At 74.1% G+C, this 23,070-nt stretch carries 19 protein-coding genes and 1 tRNA gene; 12 read left to right on the top strand and 8 right to left on the bottom strand.

Annotated elements, in window-relative coordinates; all coding sequences use genetic code 11:
- Positions 1 to 141 precede the first annotated feature (141 nt).
- The gene (locus KDN32_RS20190) at positions 142 to 885 is read left to right on the top strand and encodes a hypothetical protein (RefSeq protein ID WP_211734229.1); all 744 of its coding nucleotides are present in this window, start codon (positions 142 to 144) and stop codon (positions 883 to 885) included.
- The gene (locus tag KDN32_RS20185) at positions 882 to 2,777 is read left to right on the top strand and encodes a YhgE/Pip family protein (protein WP_211734227.1); all 1,896 of its coding nucleotides are present in this window, start codon (positions 882 to 884) and stop codon (positions 2,775 to 2,777) included. Before KDN32_RS20190 ends, KDN32_RS20185 begins: the two co-directional genes overlap by 4 nt.
- A 57-nt stretch (positions 2,778 to 2,834) precedes the next feature.
- Here KDN32_RS20185 and KDN32_RS20180 read toward each other — a convergent pair whose 3' ends face one another.
- Genes KDN32_RS20180 through KDN32_RS20170 form a run of 3 tightly spaced genes read right to left on the bottom strand, consistent with a single transcriptional unit; the run spans position 2,835 to position 7,108 of the window.
- Positions 2,835 to 5,366, bottom strand: coding sequence for an MMPL family transporter (locus KDN32_RS20180; RefSeq protein WP_211734225.1), 2,532 nt, complete (start codon positions 5,364 to 5,366; stop codon positions 2,835 to 2,837).
- Positions 5,367 to 5,402: 36 nt separating this feature from the next.
- Positions 5,403 to 6,041 carry a TetR/AcrR family transcriptional regulator gene (locus KDN32_RS20175; protein WP_211734223.1) on the bottom strand — a complete coding sequence of 213 codons (639 nt, stop codon included), beginning with the start codon at positions 6,039 to 6,041 and terminating at the stop codon, positions 5,403 to 5,405.
- A gap of 26 nt (positions 6,042 to 6,067) precedes the next feature.
- Positions 6,068 to 7,108 (bottom strand): zinc-dependent alcohol dehydrogenase family protein, encoded by a 1,041-nt coding sequence (locus KDN32_RS20170; protein WP_211734221.1) that lies wholly within the window; start codon positions 7,106 to 7,108, stop codon positions 6,068 to 6,070.
- Between the two features lie 51 nt (positions 7,109 to 7,159).
- Here KDN32_RS20170 and KDN32_RS20165 point away from each other — a divergent pair, with 51 nt between their 5' ends.
- Positions 7,160 to 7,627, top strand: coding sequence for an aminoacyl-tRNA deacylase (locus tag KDN32_RS20165; RefSeq protein WP_211734219.1), 468 nt, complete (start codon positions 7,160 to 7,162; stop codon positions 7,625 to 7,627).
- On the opposite strand, the gene KDN32_RS20160 is transcribed toward KDN32_RS20165, so the two are convergent.
- Entirely contained in the window at positions 7,611 to 7,910 is a 300-nt protein-coding gene (locus tag KDN32_RS20160) for a virulence factor (RefSeq protein WP_211734217.1), read from the bottom strand. The genes KDN32_RS20165 and KDN32_RS20160 overlap by 17 nt on opposite strands.
- A 76-nt stretch (positions 7,911 to 7,986) precedes the next feature.
- Positions 7,987 to 8,076: transfer RNA gene (locus tag KDN32_RS20155), tRNA-Ser, on the bottom strand.
- 141 nt (positions 8,077 to 8,217) lie between these two features.
- Between KDN32_RS20155 and KDN32_RS20150 the strand changes: the two genes are divergently transcribed.
- The 3 genes from KDN32_RS20150 to KDN32_RS20140 are packed head-to-tail and all read left to right on the top strand — an operon-like array spanning position 8,218 to position 12,955.
- On the top strand, positions 8,218 to 10,125 hold the full coding sequence (locus KDN32_RS20150) for a lysophospholipid acyltransferase (protein ID WP_211734215.1): 1,908 nt from the start codon (positions 8,218 to 8,220) through the stop codon (positions 10,123 to 10,125).
- Positions 10,122 to 11,555 (top strand): HAD-IB family hydrolase, encoded by a 1,434-nt coding sequence (locus tag KDN32_RS20145; protein WP_211734214.1) that lies wholly within the window; start codon positions 10,122 to 10,124, stop codon positions 11,553 to 11,555. Before KDN32_RS20150 ends, KDN32_RS20145 begins: the two co-directional genes overlap by 4 nt.
- Complete coding sequence (locus tag KDN32_RS20140; protein ID WP_211734212.1) at positions 11,543 to 12,955, top strand: wax ester/triacylglycerol synthase domain-containing protein; 1,413 nt, start codon at positions 11,543 to 11,545, stop codon at positions 12,953 to 12,955. The genes KDN32_RS20145 and KDN32_RS20140 overlap by 13 nt, the downstream gene beginning before the upstream one ends.
- A gap of 3 nt (positions 12,956 to 12,958) precedes the next feature.
- Here the strand turns inward: KDN32_RS20140 and KDN32_RS20135 are convergent, their stop codons facing one another.
- Complete coding sequence (locus KDN32_RS20135; RefSeq protein ID WP_211734210.1) at positions 12,959 to 13,543, bottom strand: GNAT family N-acetyltransferase; 585 nt, start codon at positions 13,541 to 13,543, stop codon at positions 12,959 to 12,961.
- A gap of 179 nt (positions 13,544 to 13,722) precedes the next feature.
- Between KDN32_RS20135 and KDN32_RS20130 the strand changes: the two genes are divergently transcribed.
- The 3 genes from KDN32_RS20130 (at position 13,723) to KDN32_RS20120 (ending at position 17,018) form a co-directional block, all read left to right on the top strand.
- Positions 13,723 to 14,922: a helix-turn-helix domain-containing protein gene (locus KDN32_RS20130; RefSeq protein ID WP_211734208.1), complete on the top strand. Its 1,200-nt coding sequence runs from the start codon at positions 13,723 to 13,725 to the stop codon at positions 14,920 to 14,922.
- A 186-nt stretch (positions 14,923 to 15,108) separates the two neighbouring features.
- Complete coding sequence (exaC, locus tag KDN32_RS20125; RefSeq protein ID WP_211734206.1) at positions 15,109 to 16,632, top strand: acetaldehyde dehydrogenase ExaC; 1,524 nt, start codon at positions 15,109 to 15,111, stop codon at positions 16,630 to 16,632.
- On the top strand, positions 16,632 to 17,018 hold the full coding sequence (locus tag KDN32_RS20120) for a DUF779 domain-containing protein (protein ID WP_211734204.1): 387 nt from the start codon (positions 16,632 to 16,634) through the stop codon (positions 17,016 to 17,018). Before exaC ends, KDN32_RS20120 begins: the two co-directional genes overlap by 1 nt.
- Positions 17,019 to 17,247: 229 nt before the next feature.
- Here KDN32_RS20120 and KDN32_RS20115 read toward each other — a convergent pair whose 3' ends face one another.
- Together KDN32_RS20115 and KDN32_RS20110 are read right to left on the bottom strand one after the other, a co-directional pair.
- Positions 17,248 to 17,718, bottom strand: coding sequence for a GNAT family N-acetyltransferase (locus KDN32_RS20115; RefSeq protein WP_211734203.1), 471 nt, complete (start codon positions 17,716 to 17,718; stop codon positions 17,248 to 17,250).
- 32 nt (positions 17,719 to 17,750) lie between these two features.
- Positions 17,751 to 18,929: an ROK family transcriptional regulator gene (locus KDN32_RS20110; protein WP_211734201.1), complete on the bottom strand. Its 1,179-nt coding sequence runs from the start codon at positions 18,927 to 18,929 to the stop codon at positions 17,751 to 17,753.
- A gap of 87 nt (positions 18,930 to 19,016) precedes the next feature.
- Here KDN32_RS20110 and zwf point away from each other — a divergent pair, with 87 nt between their 5' ends.
- From zwf to eda, 3 genes are read left to right on the top strand one after another with little or no spacing between them, the layout of a single operon-like run.
- On the top strand, positions 19,017 to 20,519 hold the full coding sequence (zwf, locus tag KDN32_RS20105; protein WP_307854240.1) for a glucose-6-phosphate dehydrogenase: 1,503 nt from the start codon (positions 19,017 to 19,019) through the stop codon (positions 20,517 to 20,519).
- Positions 20,516 to 22,390 carry a phosphogluconate dehydratase gene (gene edd, locus KDN32_RS20100; protein ID WP_211734197.1) on the top strand — a complete coding sequence of 625 codons (1,875 nt, stop codon included), beginning with the start codon at positions 20,516 to 20,518 and terminating at the stop codon, positions 22,388 to 22,390. The genes zwf and edd overlap by 4 nt, the downstream gene beginning before the upstream one ends.
- Positions 22,374 to 23,036 carry a bifunctional 4-hydroxy-2-oxoglutarate aldolase/2-dehydro-3-deoxy-phosphogluconate aldolase gene (gene eda, locus KDN32_RS20095; RefSeq protein WP_249217274.1) on the top strand — a complete coding sequence of 221 codons (663 nt, stop codon included), beginning with the start codon at positions 22,374 to 22,376 and terminating at the stop codon, positions 23,034 to 23,036. The genes edd and eda overlap by 17 nt, the downstream gene beginning before the upstream one ends.
- Positions 23,037 to 23,070 lie beyond the last annotated feature (34 nt).

Raw genomic sequence — 23,070 nt, 5'->3', positions numbered from 1 at the left:
ATCGTCGCACCTCCCGCGCGAGCCCGACGTGAGGAGCGTCCCACCGCCGGACGGGGTCGCCAACTGGTGCCGCGGGCCGCGGAGGGACAGGCTGGTCCGGGCGCCCCCACGACGCCGCACACCCCCAGCACCAGGAGCACCGTGGACACCGACGACACCCCCGCCGAGGCCGAGCAGGACCCCGCGCCGCCCGCCGCCGAGCCCGAGCCGGAACCGGCCCCCGCCCCCGAGCCCGTACGCCTCGAGGCGCGCGGCGTCGCGATCCGTCGCCGCCGGGCCTGGCTGCTGCCGGCCACCAGCCTGGAGGTCGTGCAGGGCGAGGTGACCCTCGCGGTCGGCGACCCCGACGACCGGCACGCGCTGCTCGCGCTCGCCGTCGCCGGACGGCTGGCCGGCGTGGAGGGCGAGGTGGTCGTCGACGGCGCCGCCGACGCCCGGCGCCTGCAGCACGAGGTGGCGCTCGTCGACGTCGTCGGCGTGACCGCGCCCGAGCCCGTGCTGCCGGTGCGCGCCGTGGTCGGCGAGGACCTCGCGATGGCCGGCCGCCGTGCGTGGCCGCGCGACGTCGTCGCCTGGCTCGCCGACGCCGGCCTCGGGCCGGACGTCGACGGCGACGCCCAGGTCGGCGACCTCGAGCCGGTCGCACGGGTCTCGCTGATGACCCGGCTGGCGCTGCTGCGCGAGCCCACGTTCCTCGTCCTCGCCCTCCCCGAGCGCCACGGCGCGCTCCCCGACGGGTGGTGGCAGGTCGTGGCCGACGCCGCCACCGCGGGGGCCGGCGTGCTGGTGACCGCCAGCCCGACCGCTGCCTCGCACGTCGCCGACCGCGCCGACCGCACCGCGACCATCGGGCCCCGCCCCACCGACCAGGAGGTGTCCGCGTGACCGGCTTCAGGATGGCGCTCAACGAGCTGCGCCGGATCACCGCGGGGCGGCTGCCCAAGCTCGCCGTCGTCGCGCTCGTCCTGGTGCCGACGATGTACGCCGGGCTCTACCTGTGGGCCAACTACGACCCCTACGGCAACCTCGACCAGGTGCCGGCGGCGATCGTCGTCGACGACACCGGCGCCGACCTGCCCGACGGCACCCGCCTCGACGCCGGACGGCAGGTCGCCGACGACCTGCTCGACGGCGGCGACTTCGACTGGAGCGAGGTCAGCCTGGCCCAGGCCGAGGACGGGGTGCAGGACGGGACCTACGACTTCGCGCTGCACGTGCCGCAGGACTTCTCGGCGTCGCTGGCCAGCAACGCCGACCTCGACCCGAAGCGGGCCCGGCTCGCGCTGATCACCAACGACGCCAACTCCTACCTCTCGACCACCATCGCCGGCACCGTCACCGATCGGGTCCGCGACGCGCTCGCCAGCCAGGTGGGCGCCGAGGCGGCGACCACCTTCCTGACCGGCTTCTCCGACATCCGCACCCAGCTGGCCCAGGCCGCCGACGGTGCGGGAAAGCTGGAGGACGGCCTCGGGGAGGCCCGCTCCGGCGCCCGGCAGCTGGCTGGCGGGGCCGGTCGGCTCGAGGACGGCGCGGGCGAGCTGGCCACCGGCCTCGGCACCATCGCCGACAAGACCTCGTCGCTCCCGTCGCAGACGCGACGCCTCGCCCGGGGCGCCCGACAGGTGGCCGACGCCAACGCCCGGATCGCCGACGTCGGGGCGGAGGCCGCGGCTGCGGCAACGCAGATCGACCGCGCTCGCAAGGAGCGACGTCGCGAGCTCGTGCAGCGGATGCGCCAGCAGGGCCTGACCGGCGAGCAGCAGCAGGCCGTGCTCGCGGTCTACGACGACCTGGGCGCCACCGTCGCCGACGGGACCGCCACGGTGCGGCGCACGTCCGCGCGGCTCGACCGGCTCGCGAGCGGCGCCGACCAGGTGGCCGACGGCAACGAGGCGCTCGCCGCGGCCGTGCCCGAGCTGGTCGACGGCATCGGACAGGCGCGCTCCGGCGCGGTCCGGCTGCGCGACGGGGCGTCGCAGCTCTCCGACGGTGCCGACGAGCTCGGCACCGGGCTGAAGAAGCTCGACCAGGGGGCGCGCAAGCTCCGCACGGGGCTGGAGAAGGGCGCCTCGCAGGTCCCCGACGTCGACGGCACCACGCGCGAGCGGCTGGCCGACGTCATCGGCGACCCCGTGCGCGTGGACTCCCGGTCCGACGCCACGGCCGGGACGTACGGGGCCGGGCTCGCGCCGTTCTTCCTCAGCCTGGCCGCCTGGATCGGTGGCTACGTGCTGTTCCTGCTGGTGCGACCGCTCTCGCCGCGGGCGCTCGCCGGTGACCAGCACCCGTTGCGCGTCGCGCTCGGCGGCTGGCTCGCGCCGGTGCTGCTCGGGGTCGCGCAGATGGTCGTGATGTCCACGATCGTCTTCGGGGTCCTCGACATCGTGCCGGCCAACATCCCCGGCGCGCTGGCCTTCCTCGTCCTCACCTCGGCGGTGTTCGTCGCGATGGTGCACGCGCTCGCCACGTGGTTCGGCAAGGCCGGCCAGTTCATCGGCCTGGTCCTGATGGTGCTCCAGCTGATCACCGCCGGCGGCACCTTCCCGTGGCAGACGCTCCCGCCGGCGCTGCACCCGCTGCACCACGCGCTGCCGATGTCGTACGCCGTCGACGGTCTGCGACAGCTCGTCTACGGCGGCCCGGACGTCCGGGTGCTCTCCGACGTGCTGGTCCTGCTCGCCTGGCTCTCCGTCGCGCTCCTCGCGACGACCGTCGCCGCGCGCCGGCAACGGGTGTGGTCGCTGAAGACGGTGAGCCCCGAGCTGCAGATGTAGCGCAACGTCATGGGAACCGGCGGTCCGGACCGCCGACTCCCATGACGTCCCGGCGGGTCAGCTCGTCGCGGCGTGCCGCCCGGCCGGAGCGTCGCCTGCCACCTCCGCGTCCTCGTGCACGGGGTGGCTGCGCTCGAGGCGGGCGCCCTCGACGTCGACGTCGGGGAGGATCCGGTCCAGCCACTTCGGGAGCCACCAGGCGGCCTCGCCCAGCAGGTGCATCGCGGCCGGGATCAGCAGCATCCGGACCACGAAGGCGTCGAGCAGCACGCCGAACGCTAGGCCGAAGCCGATCGGCTTGATGGTCGCGTCGTGGGAGAACACGAAGCCCGCGAAGACCGAGATCATGATGATCGCCGCCGCGGTGACGACCGAGCGACCGGCGTGCAGGCCGTGCTGGACCGCGACCCGGGCGGGTGCGCCGTGGGCGTACGCCTCGCGCATCCCCGAGACGAGGAACAGCTGGTAGTCCATCGCGAGCCCGAAGAGGATGCCGGTGGCGATGATCGGCAGGAAGCTCAGCACCGGCCCGGGCGCATGGACGCCGAAGAGGTCGGCGAGGAAGCCGAGCTGGAAGATCGCGGTGATGCCGCCGAACGCCGCCAGCAGCGAGAGCACGAAGCCGAGCGTCGCGGTCAGCGGCACCAGGATCGAGCGGAAGACCAGCACCAGGATGAGCAGCGACAGGCCGACCACGAGCACGAGGTAGACCGGCAGGACCGACGCGAGCTTGTCGGAGATGTCGATGCCGGCGCTGGCGTTGCCGGCGACGCCGAGCGTGGCCCGCTCGCCCGAGGTGGTGACCGGCTCGAGGGTCCGGAGGTTCTGGACCAGCTCGGCGGTCGACTCGCTCGACGGCGACCCGGTCGGGACGACCTGGAAGGCCAGCGCGGTGCGGTCCTTCGAGACGCCGATCGGCACGACCGCCTCGACGCTCCAGGTCCGGCCGACCTGCTCGGCGATCGTCGCCTGCTCGGCCACGACGCCGTCCTCCGCGACGGCGGAGGGGAGGTCGGCGACGACCAGCAGCGGACCGTTGGCGCCCTCGCCGAGCTTGTCGGCCTGCACCTCGTAGGCCTGGTAGGCCGCGGTGTCGGGCGGCTGCGTCGAGCCGTCGGGCAGGCCGAGGCGCATCTGGGTCGCCGGGGCGGCGACCGCCAGCAGGGCGACGACACCCACGCCCAGCGTGGCCAGCGCGCGCCGCGTGGACATCGGGGTGTCGCGGGCGGTGATGGCCGTCGGGTCGGCAGCGTGCTCGCCCGAGTCGAGGCGGGCGCGCTCGCGGCGGCCGAGGATGCGGCGGCCGACCAGCGACAGCACGGCGGGCGTGAGCGTCACCGCCATCAGGATCGCGACCAGCACCGCCACGCCGCCGACGGTGCCCATCAGGCCGAGGAACGGGACGCCGGTGACGTTGAGCGCGAGCAGCGCGACGATCACCGTCACCCCGGCGAACACGACCGCGTTGCCGGACGTGCCGTTGGCGAGGCCGATCGACTCGTGGAGGTCGGCGCCCTGCTTCAGCTGGCGGCGGTGCCGGTTGATGATGAAGAGGGAGTAGTCGATGCCGACCGCGAGGCCGAGCATCACGCCCAGCACCGGGGTGACCGACACGAAGTCGACCACGCCGGAGAACGACAGCGAGGCGAGCGAGGCGACGCCGACGCCCAGCAGCGCGGTCACCAGCGGCAGTGCGGCACCCAGCAGGGTCCCGAGCATGACGAAGAGGACGATCGCCGCGACCACGACGCCGGCGACCTCGCCGGGGCCGAGGATCGACGGCACGGTCTGCGCGATGTCCTGCGACGGGTAGAGCTCGACCCCGTCGATGTCGGCGCCCGTCACCAGGTCCTCGATCTCGGCCTTCGCCTCGAGGCTGACCTCGTTGATCGCGACGTCGAAGGTCACGTTGGCGACGGCGGCGCTGCCGTCCTCGGAGACGGTGCGGAAGCCCGACGACAGCCGCGACAGCGTGATGCCCTGCTCGAGCGCGGGCTGCTGCTCCACGACCTTCGCGCGGTTGCGGTCGATCCGGACCTGCCCGGCGTCGAGCTGCGCCTCGGCGTCCGCCAGCGCGGCACGTGTGGCGGCGTCGAGGGTGCCGGCCTGCCGGGCCTGCTCGCGCTGGGCCTCGACCCCGGCGCGCCCGGCGTCGACCTGGTCCTGCGCCGTCTTGAGCTGGTTGAGCCCGTCGTTGAGCTGCTGCTTGCCGTCGGCGACCTTGCGGGCGGAGGCGTCGAGCTGGTCCTGGGTGGCGAACGGGTCGCTCACCTCCGAGACCTCATCGACCTCGCCGACCCGGTCGAGCAGGTCGGCGACCGCGCGCCGCTGCTCGGCGGTGAACGCCGCGCCGTCGGTCGTCTCCACCACGATCGCGCCGTTGCCGCCGCCGGTGCCCTCGAAGTCCCGCTCGAGCTGTGCCGAGACCCGGGTGGTGGGTGTGTCGGGCAGCGTGATCGAGCTGGACAGCGTGCCGGCGAAGGCGACGTACGTCCCAGCGGTGACGGCCAGGACGGCCAGCCACGCGACGACCACGGTCCAGTGGCGACGCGCGGAGAAGCGTCCGAGGCGGTAGAGGAGCTCGGCCATGGAGGGGCCTTTCGGTCAGGTGCGGGGAGGGGCGGGTCAGCCGGCGTGGCCGCGCTCGAGGCGGACGAGCAGGCGGTCGAGGAGCCGGTCCCAGTCGGTGCGGGCGCCGGCCGGGACGTCGGGGGTGAGGTCGGGGTGGTCGCACAGCCAGTGGCCGGCGATCGCGGCGAGGCCGTTGGTCAGCAGGACCAGGGTCAGGTCGAGGTCGAACGGGTCGAGCGCGGGCGCGCGGTCCTGCAGCCGCTCGCGCAGGCGGGCGCCGACGTGCTCGAGCGCCGTGCGGGAGATGGCGTCGGTGCGCTCGTCCGCCTCGCCCGGTCCGCCGAGGACCCGGCCGATCGTGGCGACCGCCGTCGCCAGGTCGACCCCGCGCGCCGCCTCGCACACGGCGGCGAGCGCCGCCCGTGAGCCGGCGTCGCCGTCGGGGAGGTCGACGGTGTCGCGGTCCACCGCGTCCAGCAGCTCGGCGGTGACCTCGGCCAGGATCTGCTCGCAGACCGCGACCAGCAGCTGGTCGATGCCCGCGACGTGGTTGAAGACGGTGCGGCGCGAGACGCCGGCGAGGACGGCGACCTGGTCGACGGTGAAGCCGTCGGCGCCGTGCTCGGTCGCCAGCGTCCGGGCGGCGTCGAGGATGGCGCGGCGGCGCTCCTCGCGGGCGGTGGACGTGGTCACCGTCCCAGTGTTGCACTCAGTGCAAATCAGCGGGTCGGGTCGATGATCGTCATCCCCGCGACGGTCGCGGTGTCGAAACCCGGCAGCATCGCGGCCGCCTCCTCGAGGCCGACCACTCGCTCGACGAGGCGCTGCGGCTGGAGGACGCCGGACTCGACGAGGCCGAGCATGGCGGGGTAGTCGGCCGCGGCCATCCCGTGGCTGCCGAGCAGGTCGAGCTCCCACCCGATGACCCGCGCCATCGGCACGCGGGGGTGGCCCCCGACCGGTGGCAGCAGGCCGACCTGCGCCAGCCGGCCGCGCCGCCGCAGCGCGAGGATCGCGTCGGCGCAGGTCTGCTCGCTGCCGACGGCGTCGACCGAGACGTGGCTGCCGCCACCGGTCAGGTCCGCGACCGCCGCGGGGACGTCGGTGGTGCCGTCGGCGAGGACGGTGTGGCCGGCGCCGAGGTCTGAGGCCACGGCCAGGGCCTCCCGGTTGCGGTCGACGGCGACGACGCGGGCACCGAGCGCCCGCGCGATCATCACCGCGCTCAGCCCGACCCCACCGGCGCCGACGACGGCGACCCACTCGCCGGCCTGCACGCGGGCCCGGCCCACCAGTGCGCGGTACGCCGTCGCGAAGCGGCAGCCGAGCCCCGCCGCGGTGACGAGGTCCACGGAGTCCGGGACGGCGACCAGGTTGGTGTCGGCGGCGTGCAGCGCGACCAGCTCGGCGAAGGAGCCCCAGTGGGTGAAGCCCGGCTGTTGCTGGTCCGGGCACACCTGGGCGTCGCCGGCCCGGCACCACTCGCAGCGCCCGCACCCGCACACGAACGGCACCGTCACCCGGTCGCCGACGCGCCAACGGGTGACGCCCGCGCCGACGTCGGCGACGTGGCCGGCGAGCTCGTGCCCGGGCACGTGGGGGAGGGCGATGTCGTCGTGCCCGGCCCACGCGTGCCAGTCGCTGCGGCACAGCCCGGTCGCCGCGACACGTACGACCACGCCGCCGTCGGGCGCGGTCGGCGCCGGGACGTCCCGCACCTCGGGCTGGGACCGGACCTCGTCGTAGACCACGGCTCGCATGGTCCGGATCGTCGCAGAGCGGCGGTCGGGGCGCAGCGTACGCTCGATGGCGTGGACGAGCAGACCCCGGCGCTGCGCGCGCTGGCCGAGGCAGGGATCGCGCACGAGGTCACCCGGCACGGCCGGGTCGGGTCGCTCGCGGAGGCCGCGGCGGTCCGTGGCGTCGAGCCGTCGGCCATCGTGAAGACGATGGTGGTGCGGCGCGGCGAGGGCGACCACCTGCTGGTGCTCGTCCCGGGCGACCGCCAGATCTCCTGGCCCAAGCTACGGGCCCTGCTCGGGGTCAACCGGATCTCGATGCCCGACGCCGACGCGGCGCGTGAGGTGACCGGCTACGAGCGCGGCACCATCACGCCCTTCGGCACGCTCGCCCCGCTCCCGGTCGTCGCCGACGAGCGGGTCGTGGGGCGGACCATCTCGCTCGGCGCCGGCGCCCACGGCGTGGCCGCCACCCTCGCCGCGGACGACGTCGTACGCCACCTCGACGCGCAGGTCGCGGACGTCACCGACCCGGCGTGAGCCCGTCGAGGAAGGCCGTGATCCGCTCGGCCGGCCAGTCCGCGTCGAGCTCGGCCGTGACCCGGTCCAGCACCTCGGCGGGAGTGCCGTCGGCCTCGGTCCAGGCGCTGCGCTCCCAGCCGGCGAGGTAGTCGTCCGCGCCGGTGTCGCCCAGTCGCATCGCCGCCTCGTCGATCGCCTCCGCGAAGCGCGGCGCCAGCTCGGCCTTCACCGCCTCGTCGCCGGACCGGGCGGCGACCATCGAGGGCAGCTCGCGCCACCGGGTGACCTGGAACTCCGTCATGACGGGAGCCTAGGGCCGGGCGTGGGCTCCCGGGAACGACGATCGGGCCGGCCCCAGGGGGACCGGCCCGATCGGCTGGCGGTGACGGAGGGATTTGAACCCTCGGTGGACTTGCGCCCACAAACGCTTTCGAGGCGTTCTCCTTAGGCCGCTCGGACACGTCACCGCGCCGAACGTTACTAGAGGGCGGTGCCGAGGATGAAACCGAGGCCGGTCCCGGTCGGGCCATGGTCAGGGTGTGGGTGACGCAGGTAACTTTCGGCGCACGCCCGTGCCCGCGCCCCGGCGCCGGCAGGAAGGAGGGGCCGTGACCGCCGTCCGACGTGTCCGAGACCTCGCGCGGGCAGGCCTGCCCCGCAGCGTCGGCGAGCGGCTGCCGGCCGCGCCGCCGCAGGAGGTGACCGAGCTCCTGCACGACAAGCGCTTCCAGGCCGCGGTACGGGACTGGGCCGAGGAGCAGGGGCGCGACGAGCCCGACGTGTGGGAGGAGGTCACCGGCTACCTCCACGAGATGGCCGCCGACCACGACGACCGCACCTCGCAGGGCTGGGCCCGGCTCGGCGACTGGTTCCTGCGCGCCTACGACGTGCTCGTCGACGAGGACCAGATGCAGCGGCTGCGCAAGGTCGACCGCGCCCACAGCCTCGCGCTGGCCTTCAGCCACCGGTCGTACCTCGACGGCATGGTCATCCCCAACGTGCTGATGGCGCGACGGTTCTCCCCGACCTACACCTTCGGCGGCGCCAACCTCAACCTCCCGGTGATCGGCACGGTCGCCAAGCGCACCGGCATGATCTTCATCCGCCGCTCCACCCAGGAGATCCCGGTCTACCGGCTCGCGCTGCGCTCCTACATCCGCCAGATGGTGACCAACAAGCGCAACCTCGCCTGGTCGATCGAGGGCGGCCGCACCCGCACCGGCAAGCTGCGCCCGCCGGTGCACGGCATCCTCAAGTACCTCACCGACACGGTCGACGGGCCGGACGCCCCGGACGTGCAGGTGGTGCCGGTCTCGGTGGTCTACGACCAGCTCCACGAGGTCTCGCTGATGACCGAGGAGGCGCGCGGGGCCAGCAAGACACCGGAGGACTGGCGCTGGCTGGTCCGCTTCGCGCGGCTGCAGCGCAACCGCCTCGGCCGGGCCTACCTCACCGTCGGCGAGCCGTTCTCGCTGCGCGAGCGGATGGACGAGCTGGCCGCGGAGGGCGTCACCGGGCACCAGGCCGTCGAGCGGGTCGCGCTCGACATCTCCCACCGGCTCAACCGGGCCACGCCGGTCACCGTCACCGCGATCGTGTCGCTGGCGCTGCTCGGTGCCGACCGGGCGCTCACCGTCGACGAGGTGCTCGAGACCGTCGAGCCGCTGGCGGCGTACGTCGAGTCGCGCCGGTGGCCGGTCGCCGGCGCCGCCGACCTGCGCGACCGCTCGACGATCCGCCGGGCGTTGGCCGAGCTGGCGCGCAGCGGGGTGCTGACGGCCTACGACCAGGGCACCGAGCCGGTCTGGAAGATCGGCGACGACCAGCACCTCGTCGCCGCGTTCTACCGCAACACCGTGATCCACATCCTCGTCGAGCGGGCGATCGGCGAGCTCGCGCTGCTCACCGTCAGCGAGCTCGAGCCGGGCGCCGACCTGCCGCCCGGTGGTGAGCTCCAGGTGGGCTGGGAGGAGGCGAAGCGGATGCGCGACCTCCTCAAGTTCGAGTTCTTCTTCCCCTCGCGCGCCGGCTTCGAGGACGACCTGCGCGCCGAGCTGCGGCTGCTGGTGGGCGACGACGTCGGCGACCTCACGCCGGTGCGGGCCCGCGAGCTGCTCGTCACCGCGCGGCCTCACCTCGCGCACCTCGTCCTGCGACCGTTCCTCGACGCCTACCTCGTGGTCGCCGACCGGCTCGCGGAGCACGGCGACGGGCCGGTCGACGAGGCCGACCTGCTCGCCGAGGCCCTGGCCGTCGGGCAGCAGTGGGCGCTGCAGCGGCGGGTGGCGAGCGCGGAGTCGATCTCGCTCGAGCTGTTCCGCACCGCGCTCGCGCTGGCCCGCCACAAGGGACTGCTCGACGAGGGAGAGGGCGTCGGGTCGGCGCGCGAGGCCTTCGCCGCCGAGCTCCGCGACACGGTGCGCCGGGTCAACATCGTCGGCGAGATCGCGGGCGAGCCGGTGCAGGTCGTGCCGCCGCCCGTGCCCCAGCCGGCCCCGGCGCAGGACCACGTGTGAGCGGGCTGTCGACCGCTGCCCGCGAGGCGGTCGAGGCCATCGAGGCCGGCCCGCAGGGCCCGGAGGTCGGGGCGTTCTTCGACCTCGACGGCACCCTCGTCGCCGGCTACACCGCCGCCACCTTCTACGGCGACCGGCTCAAGGGCCGCGAGGTGTCGCCGGCCGAGTTCCTCCGCACGGTCGTCACGGCGGTCGACGGCGAGCTCGGCGGCGACCCCACCCGCATCGCCCGCGTCGCCTTCTCGGCGATGCGCGGCGAGTCCGAGGAGGCCTTCGCCGACCTCGGCGAGCGGCTCTTCCGCGCCAAGATCGCCGGCACGATCCGGCGCGAGTCACGGGCGCTGGTGGCGGCCCACCAGCGCGCCGGGCACACCGTCGCGGTGGCCTCGGCGGCGACGACGTACCAGATCGCGCCGGTCGCGCGGGACCTCGGCGTCGAGCACCTCGTCTGCACCCGGCTGGTGGTCGAGGACGGGCAGTTCACCGGCGAGACCGACGGCCCGATGCTGTGGGGGCGCCACAAGGCCAGCGGCGTCCGCGCCTTCGCGCGCGAGCACGGCGTCGACCTCGCGGAGTCCTACGCCTACGGCAACGGCTACGAGGACGTCGCCTTCCTCTCCTCCGTCGGGAACCCGACGGCGCTCAACCCGCACCGCGACCTGCGCGCCGCGGCGGCCCGGCTCGGCTGGCCGGTGCTCGACCTCGCCGACCCGGTGAGCGGGTCCCTGCTCGCGGCCGGGCGCACCGTCGCCGCGCTGGCCGGGATGAACGCCGGCGTCGGCGCCGGCCTGGCGTACGGCCTGCTGCGCGGCGACCGCGGCGAGGGCCGCACCACCGCGGTGAAGCTCGCCACCCACCTGCCGATGGCGATCGCCGGCGTCTCGATGGAGGTCCTGCACCAGGAGCGGCTGTGGACCCACCGGCCCGCGATCTTCGTCGCCAACCACCAGAGCTCGCTCGACATCCCGGTGCTCGGGCGGCTGCTCGAGCGCGACTTCACCATCGTGGCCAAGAAGGAGGCGCGCTGGGACCCGCGCGCGATCGTGGGCTCGGTGGTGATCGACCCGGCGTGGATCGACCGGTCCGACTCGGCGTCGGCCCGGGCCACGCTCGACGGCGTCGTCGACCGGATCCGCGGCGGCACGTCGCTGATGATCTTCCCCGAGGGCACCCGGTCGGCCACGCCCGTGCTGGGGCCGTTCCGCAAGGGCGCCTTCCACCTCGCGGCGCAGGCCGGCGTGCCGGTCGTGCCCGTGGTGCTGCGCAACACCGGCGAGCTGATGGGCCGCAGCTCGCTCGTGCTCAACCCGGGGGTCGTGGACGTCTGCGTCCTCGAGCCCGAGACCGACTGGAGCACCGACGACATGGACGACCGGATCGCCGCGCTGCGGCAGAAGTTCCAGGACACCCTCGCGCGGTGGCCCTCGTGAGTCCCGCCACCTCGTCGGAGGACCTCGAGCGCTGGGGCAGCGCCGCGAGCTGGTCGTCGGGCGCCGAGCTGACGCCGATGCAGACCCTCCTGTGGCGTGCGGAGCGGCACCCGGTGCAGTCGTCGACCACGACGGTGGTCATCGACCTCGACCGTGCCCCCGACTGGCAGCGGTTCGTCGCGGCCACCGAGTGGGGCACCCGGCTGGTCCGCCGCCTTCGCCAGCGCGTGGTCGACCCGGTCGTGCCGACCGCGTCGCCCACCTGGGCCGACGACCCCACCTTCGACCTCGCCTACCACCTGCGGCGCGAGCGGGTCGGCGGCCGCGACGAGGTGCTGGCCGAGGCCGCACAGGTCGCGCTGCGCCCCTTCGACCGGTCGCGCCCGCTGTGGGAGGGCGTGCTGCTCGAGGGCGCGGACGGCGGCGCGGCCTACGTCCTCAAGATCCACCACGCGCTCGCTGACCCGCTCGGCACCGTCCAGCTGCTCTCGATGCTCCAGTCGGGCCGCAGGGCCCACACGCCCCGCAAGCCGCTGGGGGACGAGGACGCCGCGCCCGCCGAGGTGGACCCGGTCGACCTCGCGGTCGCCGGGCTGCGCGGCGACGCCGCCGCGCTCGCCGGGTCCGCCCGGAGCGCGGCGCGGTCGCTGCTCTCGACCCGGCCGTCGACGGTGGTCGCGTCCGGCCTGCGTTACGGCGCGTCCGTGCGCCGGCTGCTCACGCAGGCCGCGCCGCCGTCGCCCGAGCTCGCGCCGCGCACCGGTCGCTCGTGGGCGTTCCTCACCCTCGACGCCCCGCTCGACCCGCTGCGCTCCGCGGCCCGTCGTGGCGGCGGGACGCTCGACGACGTCGCGGTGGCGCTGGTGCTGGGCGGCCTGCGCCGCCACCACGAGCGGCGGGGGAGCGACGTGACCGAGGTGCCGGTCGGCGTACGCGTCTCGCTGAGCCGCGCCGACGACCTCGGCAACCGGTTCGCCGGGGCTGTGATCTCCGGACCGATGGCGATCGAGGACCCGGTCGACCGGGTGGCCGCGGTCCGCGGGGAGGTGCTGTCGCTCCACACCGAGCGCGCGCTCGAGGTGCTCGACGCGGCCGCCCCGCTGCTCAACCGGATGCCGTCGTTCGTCGGGGCCTCGGCCCTCCAGGCAGCGGCGCCGCCGGACGCGTTCGTGCTGACGCTGCCCGGCCCCCCGAAGCGGCGCTTCATGGCCGGCGCGCAGGTGCAGGGGATGTACGTCCTCGGCCCGCTGCCGGGCTCGGCGCTCACCGCCGTGCTCACCACCGTCGGCGACACGGCCTGCATCGGTGTCAACGTCGACGCGAGCGCCGTCGGCGACCTCGCCGCGCTGCGCTCGTGCCTCGACGAGGCAGTGGACGAGATGGTGGCGGCGGGTCGCTGAGCCTCACCCGAGCTCCCTGCGGACCACCCGTCGGCGCAGGGTGGGCGAGGCCACCACCTCGTAGCCGGCGTCGAGGAAGACCTGCAGCAGACCGACCGACGCCTCGTCCCAGATGACCGTCTTCCCGTCGGCGGGCTCGGTCGGGTAGCCCTCGAGGACCCGGGCGCCGACCTGCTGGCCGTACGCCACGGTGGCGGCAGCGAGCTCGTACATCAGCCCCGCCCGGCGGTGGCCCTTGCGGACGACGAAGCAGGTCACCGACCAGACACCCTCGCGGTCGGGGTCCATCCGCATCCACGGCTGCCTGCGGCTCCAGATGCGGGGGTAGCTCTCCCGCGGCTCGACCGCGACCCACCCGGCCGGCTCGCCGTCGACGTAGCCGATCAGCCCCGAGGTCGGGCCGTCCGTCCCGCAGCCGGTCTGCTCGACCTGCGCGGCGTCGCGCTGCTCCTGGGTGGTGTCGCGCCAGATCCAGCCCGCCACCTTGAGCCCCTGGCAGCGGCACTTGTGCGCCCCGCCGGCCTCGAAGACGGCCGCGACGTCCGCGTCGGTCGCCTCGTTGGCCGGGCGCCAGGTGAACTCGGGCATGACCCCACCCTGCCCCAGAAGCCTGCCCGCGGCGAGGCTTCGCACCCGGAGCTCGTGCTTCGCACCCGCGATCTCGGGTGCACAGCACGAGAGTCCCCGGATATCCGAGGAGCTCGGAGAGCCACCCCCGGTCCAGCGCACCAACCGCCGACCAACGCGCGGGTGGTCCCCTGTGGGCCATGAGCGTGGACAGCATGCGCGCGCACGTCGCCGACTCGTGGCACCTCTCCGCCGCGGCGGGGGTGGACGCGGAGGCGGCGGAGGCGCCGATCACCCTGGACGCGGGCGACCTGCGCGACCACCGGTCCGCGCACCCGCTCGCGCGGGTCTTCCCCCTGCTCGACGACGTGCTCGGCCAGGCGGCACGCGAGTGCGGCGCGATCATGGCGGTCAGCGACGCGGCGGGACAGCTGCTGTGGGTGTGCGGCACGCCCTCGACGCTGCGGCGGGCCGAGTCGATCGGGTTCGTCGAGGGGTCCAACTGGGACGAGCGGATGGCCGGCACCAACGCACCCGGGATGGCGCTGCGGCTCGGCCAGACCGTCCTGGTCCGCGGCTCGGAGCACTTCCGGCGCTCGGTGCAGCCGTGGAGCTGCGCGGCCACGCCGATCCTCGACCCCACCTCGTCGAGCCTGCTGGGCGTCCTCGACGTCACCGGCGGCGACGACATCGCCGTCCCGCAGACCACCGCGATGGTGCGCGCCGCGGCGCGGATGGCCGAGGCCGAGCTCGCCCGCGACCTGCTCACCGGCCGTCCCGAGGCACCGCGCAGCGGCCCGGGGCTCCAGGTCGGCGTCGAGCTCCTCGGGCGGCACGAGGCCCTGCTGACCGTGTCGCCGGACGGGCGGAGCGGGACCACGCTGCGCCTCACGCCGCGCCACAGCGAGATCGTCCTGCTGCTCGGCACGGCACCGCACGGCCTCTCGGGCGACGAGCTCGCGGTGCTGCTCTACGAGGACGACGGCGCGTCGTCCACGCTGCGCGCCGAGCTCAACCGGCTGCGCCACCTGCTGGGCGACGAGCTCCTCGTCTCGCGGCCCTACCGGCTCGCCGCCGCGGTCGCCGGCGACTGGCTGGCGGTCGAGGCCAGGCTCGCGGCCGGCGACCTGCGTGGCGCGCTGCGGGCCTACCGCGGTCCGGTGCTGCCGCGCTCGACCGCACCCGGGGTCGTACGCCTGCGCGAGCAGCTGCACCACTCGGTCCGCGGGGGCCTGCTGGCATGCCGTGAGCCCGACCTGATGGCGAGCTGGACCCGCTCGGCGTGGGGTGCCGACGACTACGAGATGTGGCTCGCCCAGCTCGACGTGGTTGCCGCGACCTCGCCGGTGCGCGCCCTCGTCGAGGGCCAGGTCGCGCGGCTCGACCGCGAGCTGGGCTAGACCCCGCCCCGCGGTAGTCCAGTGGCGAGCTGTCGTCCGCGGGGCCGCGTCGCGACAGTTCGCCACTGGACTACCCCCCCCCCGCGGGCCGGGGGCGGCAGGGGACGAGCGGCGCTGCAACGTCATCGCAACGTGCGCGTTCCTAGCGTGACGACGGTCACGTCCCCACGCACCCTGGAGCAGCACATGAGCGTCTACGCACCCCCCGGCACCGCCGACTCGGCGATCGAGGTCAAGAGCCGCTACGGCCACTACATCGGCGGCGAGTGGGTCGACCCGGTCAGGGGCGGCTGGTTCGAGAACATCTCGCCGGTCAACGGCAAGCCCTTCACCGAGGTCGCGCGCGGCACCGCCGAGGACATCGAGAAGGCCCTCGACGCCGCGCACAACGCCGCACCCGCCTGGGGGCGTACGTCGGCCACCGAGCGGTCCAACATCCTGCTCAAGATCGCCGACCGGATGGAGGCCCACCTCGAGGACCTCGCCGTCGTCGAGACCTGGGACAACGGCAAGGCCGTCCGCGAGACGCTCAACGCCGACCTGCCCCTCGCGGTCGACCACTTCCGCTACTTCGCGGGCGTGCTGCGCTCGCAGGAGGGCACCATCTCGGAGATCGACGAGACCACGATCGCCTACCACTTCCACGAGCCGCTCGGCGTCGTCGGCCAGATCATCCCGTGGAACTTCCCGATCCTCATGGCCGTCTGGAAGCTCGCGCCCGCCCTCGCCGCCGGCAACGCCGTCGTGCTCAAGCCCGCCGAGCAGACGCCGTGGTCGATCCTCAAGGTGGCCGAGCTGGTGGGCGACCTGCTGCCGCCCGGCGTGCTCAACATCGTCAACGGCTTCGGCGTCGAGGCCGGCAAGCCGCTCGCGTCGTCGCCGCGGATCTCCAAGATCGCCTTCACCGGCGAGACCACCACGGGCCGGCTGATCATGCAGTACGCCTCGGAGAACATCATCCCGGTGACGCTCGAGCTTGGCGGCAAGAGCCCGAACATCTTCTTCGAGGACGTCGCCGCCGAGCGCGACGCGTTCTACGACAAGGCGCTCGAGGGCTTCACCATGTTCGCGCTCAACCAGGGCGAGGTCTGCACCTGCCCGTCGCGTGCGCTGGTGCAGCGCTCGGTCTACAGCGACTTCGTGCCGGACGCGATCGCCCGGGTCGAGGCCGTCGTCCAGGGAAACCCGCTCGACACCGACACGATGATGGGCGCGCAGGCCTCCAGCGACCAGCTGCACAAGATCCTGTCCTACCTCGAGATCGGCCGCGCCGAGGGCGCCAAGGTGCTCACCGGCGGCGCGCGCAACGTGCTCGAGGGCGACCTCGCCGAGGGCTACTACGTGCAGCCGACGGTCTTCGAGGGCGACAACTCGATGCGGATCTTCCAGGAGGAGATCTTCGGCCCGGTCGTGGCCCTGACGTCCTTCGACGACGAGGCCGACGCGCTCAAGATCGCCAACGACACGCTCTACGGCCTCGGCGCCGGCGTGTGGACCCGTGACGGCGCCCGCGCGTTCCGCGCGGGCAAGGAGATCCAGGCCGGCCGGGTGTGGACCAACTGCTACCACGCCTACCCGGCGCACGCGGCGTTCGGCGGCTACAAGCAGTCCGGCATCGGCCGCGAGACCCACAAGATGATGCTCGACCACTACCAGCAGACCAAGAACCTGCTGGTGTCCTACTCCCCGGACAAGCTCGGCTTCTTCTGATGCCGTCACCACCCTCCCGGGTCGCGATCACCGGTGAGGCGGCAGACCTGGTCCGCCGCCTCACCGGCCTCCACGGCCCCGTGATGTTCCACCAGTCCGGCGGCTGCTGCGACGGGTCCGCGCCGATGTGCTACCCCGACGGCGAGTTCCGCGTCGGCGGCTCCGACGTGCACCTCGGCGACCTCGACGTCGGCCTCGAGCGGGCGGTGCCGGTGTGGATGTCGGCGGCGCAGTTCGCGTACTGGAGCCACACCCACCTCACCATCGACGTGGTGCCCGGCCGCGGTGCCGGCTTCTCGCTCGAGGCGCCGGAGGGCGTCAGGTTCCTGACCCGCTCGCGACTGCTGACCGACGAGGAGCAGCTCGCCCTCTCCCTCGGTGGTTGAGGTGCGAGCGGAGCGCTCGGTGGTTGAGGTGCGAGCGGATCCCTCGGTGGTTGAGGTGCGAGCGGATCCCTCGGTGGCTGAGGTGCGAGCGGAGCGAGCCTCGAAACCACTCGGTCGCGGTGTCGCAGGTTTCGAGGCTCGTCGCTGGCGCTCCTCGCACCTCAACCAGCGAGGCGGGCTGGCGCTCCTCGCACCTCAACCAGCGAACCTCTTCAACCAGCGAACCACCTCAACCAGCGAGCGTGCTCCCGACGTAGCAGAGCATCCGCCAGTCGGTGCCGTCCTCGACGGTGACGAAGCCGTGCCGCTCGTAGAAGCGCCGGGTATCGGCGTCGACCTCGTCGACGTTGATGTGCATCTCGGGGGCGCCCGCCTCGCGGGCCAGGGCGCGGGCGAGGTCGAGCACCTGCGTGCCGATCCCGGCCGAGCGGAGGCGGGGCACGACGTAGAGCTCGTCGAGGGTGGCGACCGGCCCGTCGAACCAGATCGCCGGGCGCAGCGTGACCAGCGCGAAGCCCACCGCGTCGGCGTCGTCCTCGGCCAGCACCGCGTACGCCGTCGCGAGGTCCAGCAGCCGCTCGAAGCGCACCGCCAGCACGGCGGCCGGGTCGGTCTCGGAGTCGAACTCGGTGTTGAAGTCCCACAGCAGCCGGGCGAGCACGCCGGCGTCGGCCGGGGTCGCGCGGCGGACCTGCGTCATGGCGGCGAGCGTACGCCGCGCGGCGCGAGCGGTCAGTCGTCGACGGTGTCGCCGAGGCGGACGCCCTCGAGCAGCATCGCGTCGACGGCGGCCGGTGCGAGCGCGTTGTCGAGCGCCAGCACCGCGCAGCCGACCAGGCCGGCGCGGTCGCCGTAGGTCGACGGCAGCACCTGCAGGTCGCGGGTGGCCATCGCGGTCGCGCGGGCGTAGATGCTCTCGCGCAGTCCGGCGGCGTAGACGTCGAAGGCGGCCGACATGTCGCCACCGACGACCAGGGCGTGCGGGTTGAGCAGCGTGATGGCCATGGCCACCACCTCCCCGACGAGCCGCCCGCTCTCGCGGAGCATCGCCTTGGCGTCGGCGTCGCCGCTGAGCGCGAGCGCGGTGAGGTCGCGGACGTGGCTGGCCTCGTGGCCGCGCTCGACGAACTGGGCCACCAGCGCCCAGCCGCCGGCGACGGTCTCCAGGCAGCCCTCGCCGCCGCAGCGGCACGCCCGGCCTGCGGCTGCCTCGGTCCGGACGTGCCCGATCTCGCCGGCCCCGCCGAGGTGCCCGCTGACCACCCGGCCGTCGGCGATGATGCCCAGGCCGAGGCCGGTGGAGACCTTGAGGACCAGCAGGTCGTCGTAGGACGCGGCATGGCCCAGGCGCTCGGACAGCGCGAGCACGTCGGCGTCGTTGCCCACGTGGAGCGGGGCGTCGGTGACGGAGGAGAGGTACGGCGCGAGGTCGACGCCGTCCCAGCCGGCCATGACCGGTGAGTCGATGCTGACCGCCCGGACCGGGTCGACCGTGCCGGGCAGGCTCAGCCCGACGCCGAGCACGGGACGCCCGGCGTCGCGGACCAGCCCGGCGAGCTCCTCGGCCAGGGGCGGCATCACCTCGTCGGGGCCGGCCCCGACCGTGTGCTCGACGGACACCGAGCCGAGCTCGGTGCCGCCGAGGTCGAAGGTCGCGAGCTGGCTGCGGGAGCGGCCGATGGCCACGGCCAGCACCACCCCGGCGTGGACGTCGAAGACCAGGCTGCCGGGCGGGCGGCCGCCGGTGCTCGCGAGCTCCTCGCCGAGCAGCACGAGCCCCGCCTCGGACAGCGCGCTCACCCGGGCGACGACGGCGGTGCGCGACATGCCCGTGAGGCGGCGCAGGTCGGAGCGCGTGTGGGCGCGTCCGCTGCGCAGCAGGGCGAGCAGGTCGCCGGCGGTCTCGTTCATCGTGGGGATCCTAAGCCCCGCCTACTTATGCACGAAAAAGACCGAACAAGGGATCACAAAAGACCCAACGTCCTCTACGGTGGACGAGTGACCCTCCCGACCACCGAGCTCGCGACCGAGCTGCCGGCGTGCGACTTCGTCGTCTTCGGCGGCACCGGCGACCTGGCGCTGCGCAAGCTCCTGCCGGCCCTCTACCACCGCGAGCGCGAGCACCAGCTGCCGCGCGACTTCCGGATCGTCGGTGCCTCGCGCAGCGAGATCGACGACGACGGCTACCGCGCGATGGCCCGCGAGGCCCTCGGGCGCCACGTCCCCGCCGACGAGCTGGAGCCGGTCGCGGTCGACCGGATGCTCGATCGGGTCCACCACCTCACCGTCGACGCGAGCGACCCCGACGGGTGGCACCTGCTGCACGGCCTGCTCAAGGAGCACGACCGCGGCCAGGTGCGGGTGTTCTACCTCGCGGTCGCCCCCGCGCTCTTCGGCCCGATCTGCGACCGGCTCGACGAGATCGGGGTCGTCGAGCCCACCTCCCGCGTCGTGATGGAGAAGCCGGTCGGCACCGACCTCGCCTCGGCCCGCCGGGTCAACGACGCCGTCGGACGGGTCTTCCAGGAGCACCAGGTCTTCCGGATCGACCACTACCTCGGCAAGGAGAGCGTCCAGAACCTCCTCGTCACCCGCTTCGCCAACACCTTCCTCGAGCCGCTGTGGAACTCGCGGTGGGTCGACCACGTGCAGATCACCGTCGCCGAGACCCTCGGCGTCGGCGAGCGCGGCGCGTACTACGACACCTCCGGCGCGCTGCGCGACATGGTGCAGAACCACCTGCTCCAGCTGCTCTGCCTGGTCGCGATGGAGCCCCCGACCTACGTCGGGCGCGAGACCGTGCGCGACGAGAAGCTCAAGGTGCTCCAGGCGCTCAAGCCGATGAGCGCCGAGGACGTCGACCGCGACACCGTCCGCGGGCGCTACGGCCAGGGCGTCGTCGACGGCGCCGTCGTGCCGTCGTACGACGAGGACCTCGGCGCCGCGCACGGCACCCCGGGCAGCGGCACCGAGACCTTCGTCGCGCTGCGCGCGGAGGTGCAGAACTGGCGGTGGGCGGGCGTGCCGTTCTTCCTGCGCACCGGCAAGCGGATGGGCCGCCGGCTCTCCGAGATCGTGGTGGTCTTCAAGGAGCCGCCGCACGCGATGTTCCCCCACTCCGAGGGCGCCGTCCTCGGCAACCGGCTGCACATCCAGCTCCAGCCCGAGGAGGGCATGCGGCTGCACATGACCGCCAAGGAGCCCGGTCCCGGCGGGATCCGCCTCCACCCGGTCTCGCTCGACCTCAGCTATGCGACCGCGTTCTCCGAGCGGTCGCCCGACGCCTACGAGCGCCTGCTCATGGACGTCATCAAGGGCAACCCGACCCTCTTCATGCGCCGCGACGAGGTCGAGGCGGCGTGGACGTGGGTCGAGCCGGTCCTCCGGCGCTGGCAGGCCGCCGGTGTCCCCCCGAAGCGCTACCCCGCCGGTACGTCCGGCCCGACCGCAGCGGCCATGCTCCTCGAGCGCGAGGGCCGGGCCTGGCAGGAGATCGAATGAGCCACCAGCAGATCCACCCCGTCGTCGCCGAGGTGACGGCCCGCATCGTGGAGCGCAGCAGCGCCAGCCGCGCGGCGTACCTCGCCCGGGTGCGGGCCGCCGCCGGCACCGGTCCGGCCGCGCGCACCGACCTCGGCTGCGCCAACCTCGCCCACGGGTTCGCCGCGAGCGAGCCGACCGAGAAGACCGCGCTGCGTGGGCGCACCAAGCCCAACCTGGCGATCGTCACGAGCTACAACGACATGCTCTCGGCCCACCAGCCGTTCGTCGACTACCCGCCGGTGCTGAAGAAGGCCGCGGTCCGTGCGGGTGGGCTCGCCCAGGTCGCCGGCGGCGTGCCGGCGATGTGCGACGGCATCACCCAGGGCCGCGACGGCATGCAGCTCTCGCTCTACAGCCGCGACGTGATCGCGATGTCGACCGCGATCGCGCTGAGCCACGACATGTTCGACGGCGCGCTGCTGCTCGGCGTCTGCGACAAGATCGTCCCCGGCCTGCTGATCGGCGCGCTGTCCTTCGGCCACCTGCCGACGGTCTTCGTGCCCGCCGGTCCGATGCCCTCGGGGCTGCCCAACGGCGAGAAGGCGCGGGTGCGCCAGCTGCACGCCGAGGGCAAGGCGACCCGCGAGGAGCTGCTCGAGGCGGAGGCGGCGTCCTACCACTCGAAGGGCACCTGCACCTTCTACGGCACCGCCAACTCCAACCAGCTGCTGATGGAGGTCATGGGCCTGCACCTGCCGGGCTCGTCGTTCGTCAACCCCGGTACGCCGCTGCGCGAGGCGCTCACCCGCGCCGCCGCCGCGCGGGCCGTCGCGATCACCCGGCAAGGCGGCGAGCCGACGCCGGTCGGAGAGCTCGTCGACGAGCGGACGATCGTCAACGCGTGCGTCGCGCTGCTCGCCAGCGGCGGCTCGACGAACCACACGCTCCACCTCGTCGCGATGGCGCGCGCCGCCGGGATCGCGCTCACGTGGCAGGACCTGTCCGACCTGTCAGCCGTCGTCCCGCTGCTGTGCCGGATCTACCCCAACGGCCAGGCCGACGTGAACCACTTCCACGCCGCCGGCGGCATCGCGTTCCTCGTCCACACGCTGCTCGGCGCAGGGATGCTGCACGAGGACGTACGCACGGTCGCCGGGCACGGGCTGTCGCTCTACACCCGCGAGCCGGTGCTGCGCGGGGACGACCTGACCTGGGAGGAGGGCCCCAAGGCCAGCCTCGACCACGACGTGCTGCGCCCGGCCGACGACCCGTTCTCGGCGGACGGCGGCCTCAAGGTGCTCACCGGTCCGCTCGGCACGGCCGTCATCAAGACGTCCGCGGTGAAGGCCGAGCACCGGGTCGTCACCGCGCCCGCGCTGGTCTTCGACGACCAGGCCGACTTCCTCACCGCCTTCGCCGAGGGTCGCCTCGACGGCCGCGACCTGGTCGCAGTCATCCGCTACCAGGGGCCGGCGGCCAACGGGATGCCCGAGCTGCACAAGCTCACCCCCGCCCTCGGCGTGCTCCAGGACCGCGGCCAGCGGGTCGCGATCGTCACCGACGGCCGGATGTCCGGCGCCTCCGGCAAGGTGCCCGCCGCCATCCACGTCACGCCCGAGGCCGCGCTCGGCGGACCGCTGTCGCGCGTCGTCGACGGCGACGTCCTCACCGTCGACGCCGTGTCGGGCCGGCTGCTCGTGGAGGACGAGGACGCGCTGCGGCACCGTCCGTCCACCGGCCGCGCACCGGTCGGCGAGGAGTTCGCCGGCACCGGACGCGAGCTGTTCGCCGCGTTCCGCGCCACCGTCGGGCCGGCCGACGCCGGCGCCAGCGTCTTCCCCGCGTTCGACATGCCCAGCCCGGAGGTCCCCGTTGTCCAGCACGCCTGAGCCCTCGACCGGCTCCACCCAGTCCGTCACCAGGTCGGTCCTCGACGTCGTCCCGGTCATGCCGGTCGTCGTCGTCGACGACCTCGCCCACGCCGTCCCGCTCGCCCGTGCCCTCGTCGCGGGCGGCCTGCCCGCCATCGAGCTCACCCTGCGCACGCCGGTCGCCCTCGACGCGATCGCCGCCATCGCCGCCGAGGTGCCCGAGATCCTCGTCGGCGCCGGCACGATCGTCGCCCCGGGGCAGGCCAAGCTCGCCCAGGACGCCGGCGCGCAGTTCCTCGTCTCGCCCGGTGCCACCCCCGCGCTGCTCGGCGCGATGGCCGACACCGGCCTGCCGTTCCTGCCCGGCACCTCGACGGTGTCGGAGGTGCTCGCGGTCCTCGAGGCCGGCTTCACCGACATGAAGTTCTTCCCCGCCGAGGCCGCCGGCGGCGCGCCCTGGCTGAAGTCCGTGGCTGCCCCGGTGCCGGACGCGCGGTTCTGCCCGACCGGCGGCATCACCGCCGCCTCGGCCCCGGCGTACCTCGCCCTCCCGAACGTCGGCTGCGTCGGCGGCTCGTGGCTCACGCCCGCCGACGTCGTCGCCCGCGGCGACTGGGCCGAGGTCGAGCGCCGGGCGCGGGAGGCCGCCGCCCTCGCGGGGTAGTCCAGTGGCGAGACGTCGTCCCGGGGGTGTAGTC

This window comes from Nocardioides palaemonis (genome assembly GCF_018275325.1).
In the GTDB taxonomy this organism is placed as follows: domain Bacteria; phylum Actinomycetota; class Actinomycetes; order Propionibacteriales; family Nocardioidaceae; genus Nocardioides; species Nocardioides palaemonis.
This window is presented reverse-complemented; position numbering and strand designations above follow the sequence as displayed.

Coding starts and splice junctions, on each gene's coding strand:
- KDN32_RS20180 (WP_211734225.1), bottom strand. CDS start 5,366: ATGGCCGAGCTCCTCTACCGCCTCGGACGCTTCTCCGCGCGTCGCCAC.
- KDN32_RS20170 (WP_211734221.1), bottom strand. CDS start 7,108: ATGCGAGCCGTGGTCTACGACGAGGTCCGGTCCCAGCCCGAGGTGCGG.
- KDN32_RS20160 (WP_211734217.1), bottom strand. CDS start 7,910: ATGACGGAGTTCCAGGTCACCCGGTGGCGCGAGCTGCCCTCGATGGTC.
- KDN32_RS20135 (WP_211734210.1), bottom strand. CDS start 13,543: ATGCCCGAGTTCACCTGGCGCCCGGCCAACGAGGCGACCGACGCGGAC.
- KDN32_RS20130 (WP_211734208.1), top strand. CDS start 13,723: ATGAGCGTGGACAGCATGCGCGCGCACGTCGCCGACTCGTGGCACCTC.
- exaC (WP_211734206.1), top strand. CDS start 15,109: ATGAGCGTCTACGCACCCCCCGGCACCGCCGACTCGGCGATCGAGGTC.
- KDN32_RS20120 (WP_211734204.1), top strand. CDS start 16,632: ATGCCGTCACCACCCTCCCGGGTCGCGATCACCGGTGAGGCGGCAGAC.
- KDN32_RS20115 (WP_211734203.1), bottom strand. CDS start 17,718: ATGACGCAGGTCCGCCGCGCGACCCCGGCCGACGCCGGCGTGCTCGCC.
- KDN32_RS20110 (WP_211734201.1), bottom strand. CDS start 18,929: ATGAACGAGACCGCCGGCGACCTGCTCGCCCTGCTGCGCAGCGGACGC.
- edd (WP_211734197.1), top strand. CDS start 20,516: ATGAGCCACCAGCAGATCCACCCCGTCGTCGCCGAGGTGACGGCCCGC.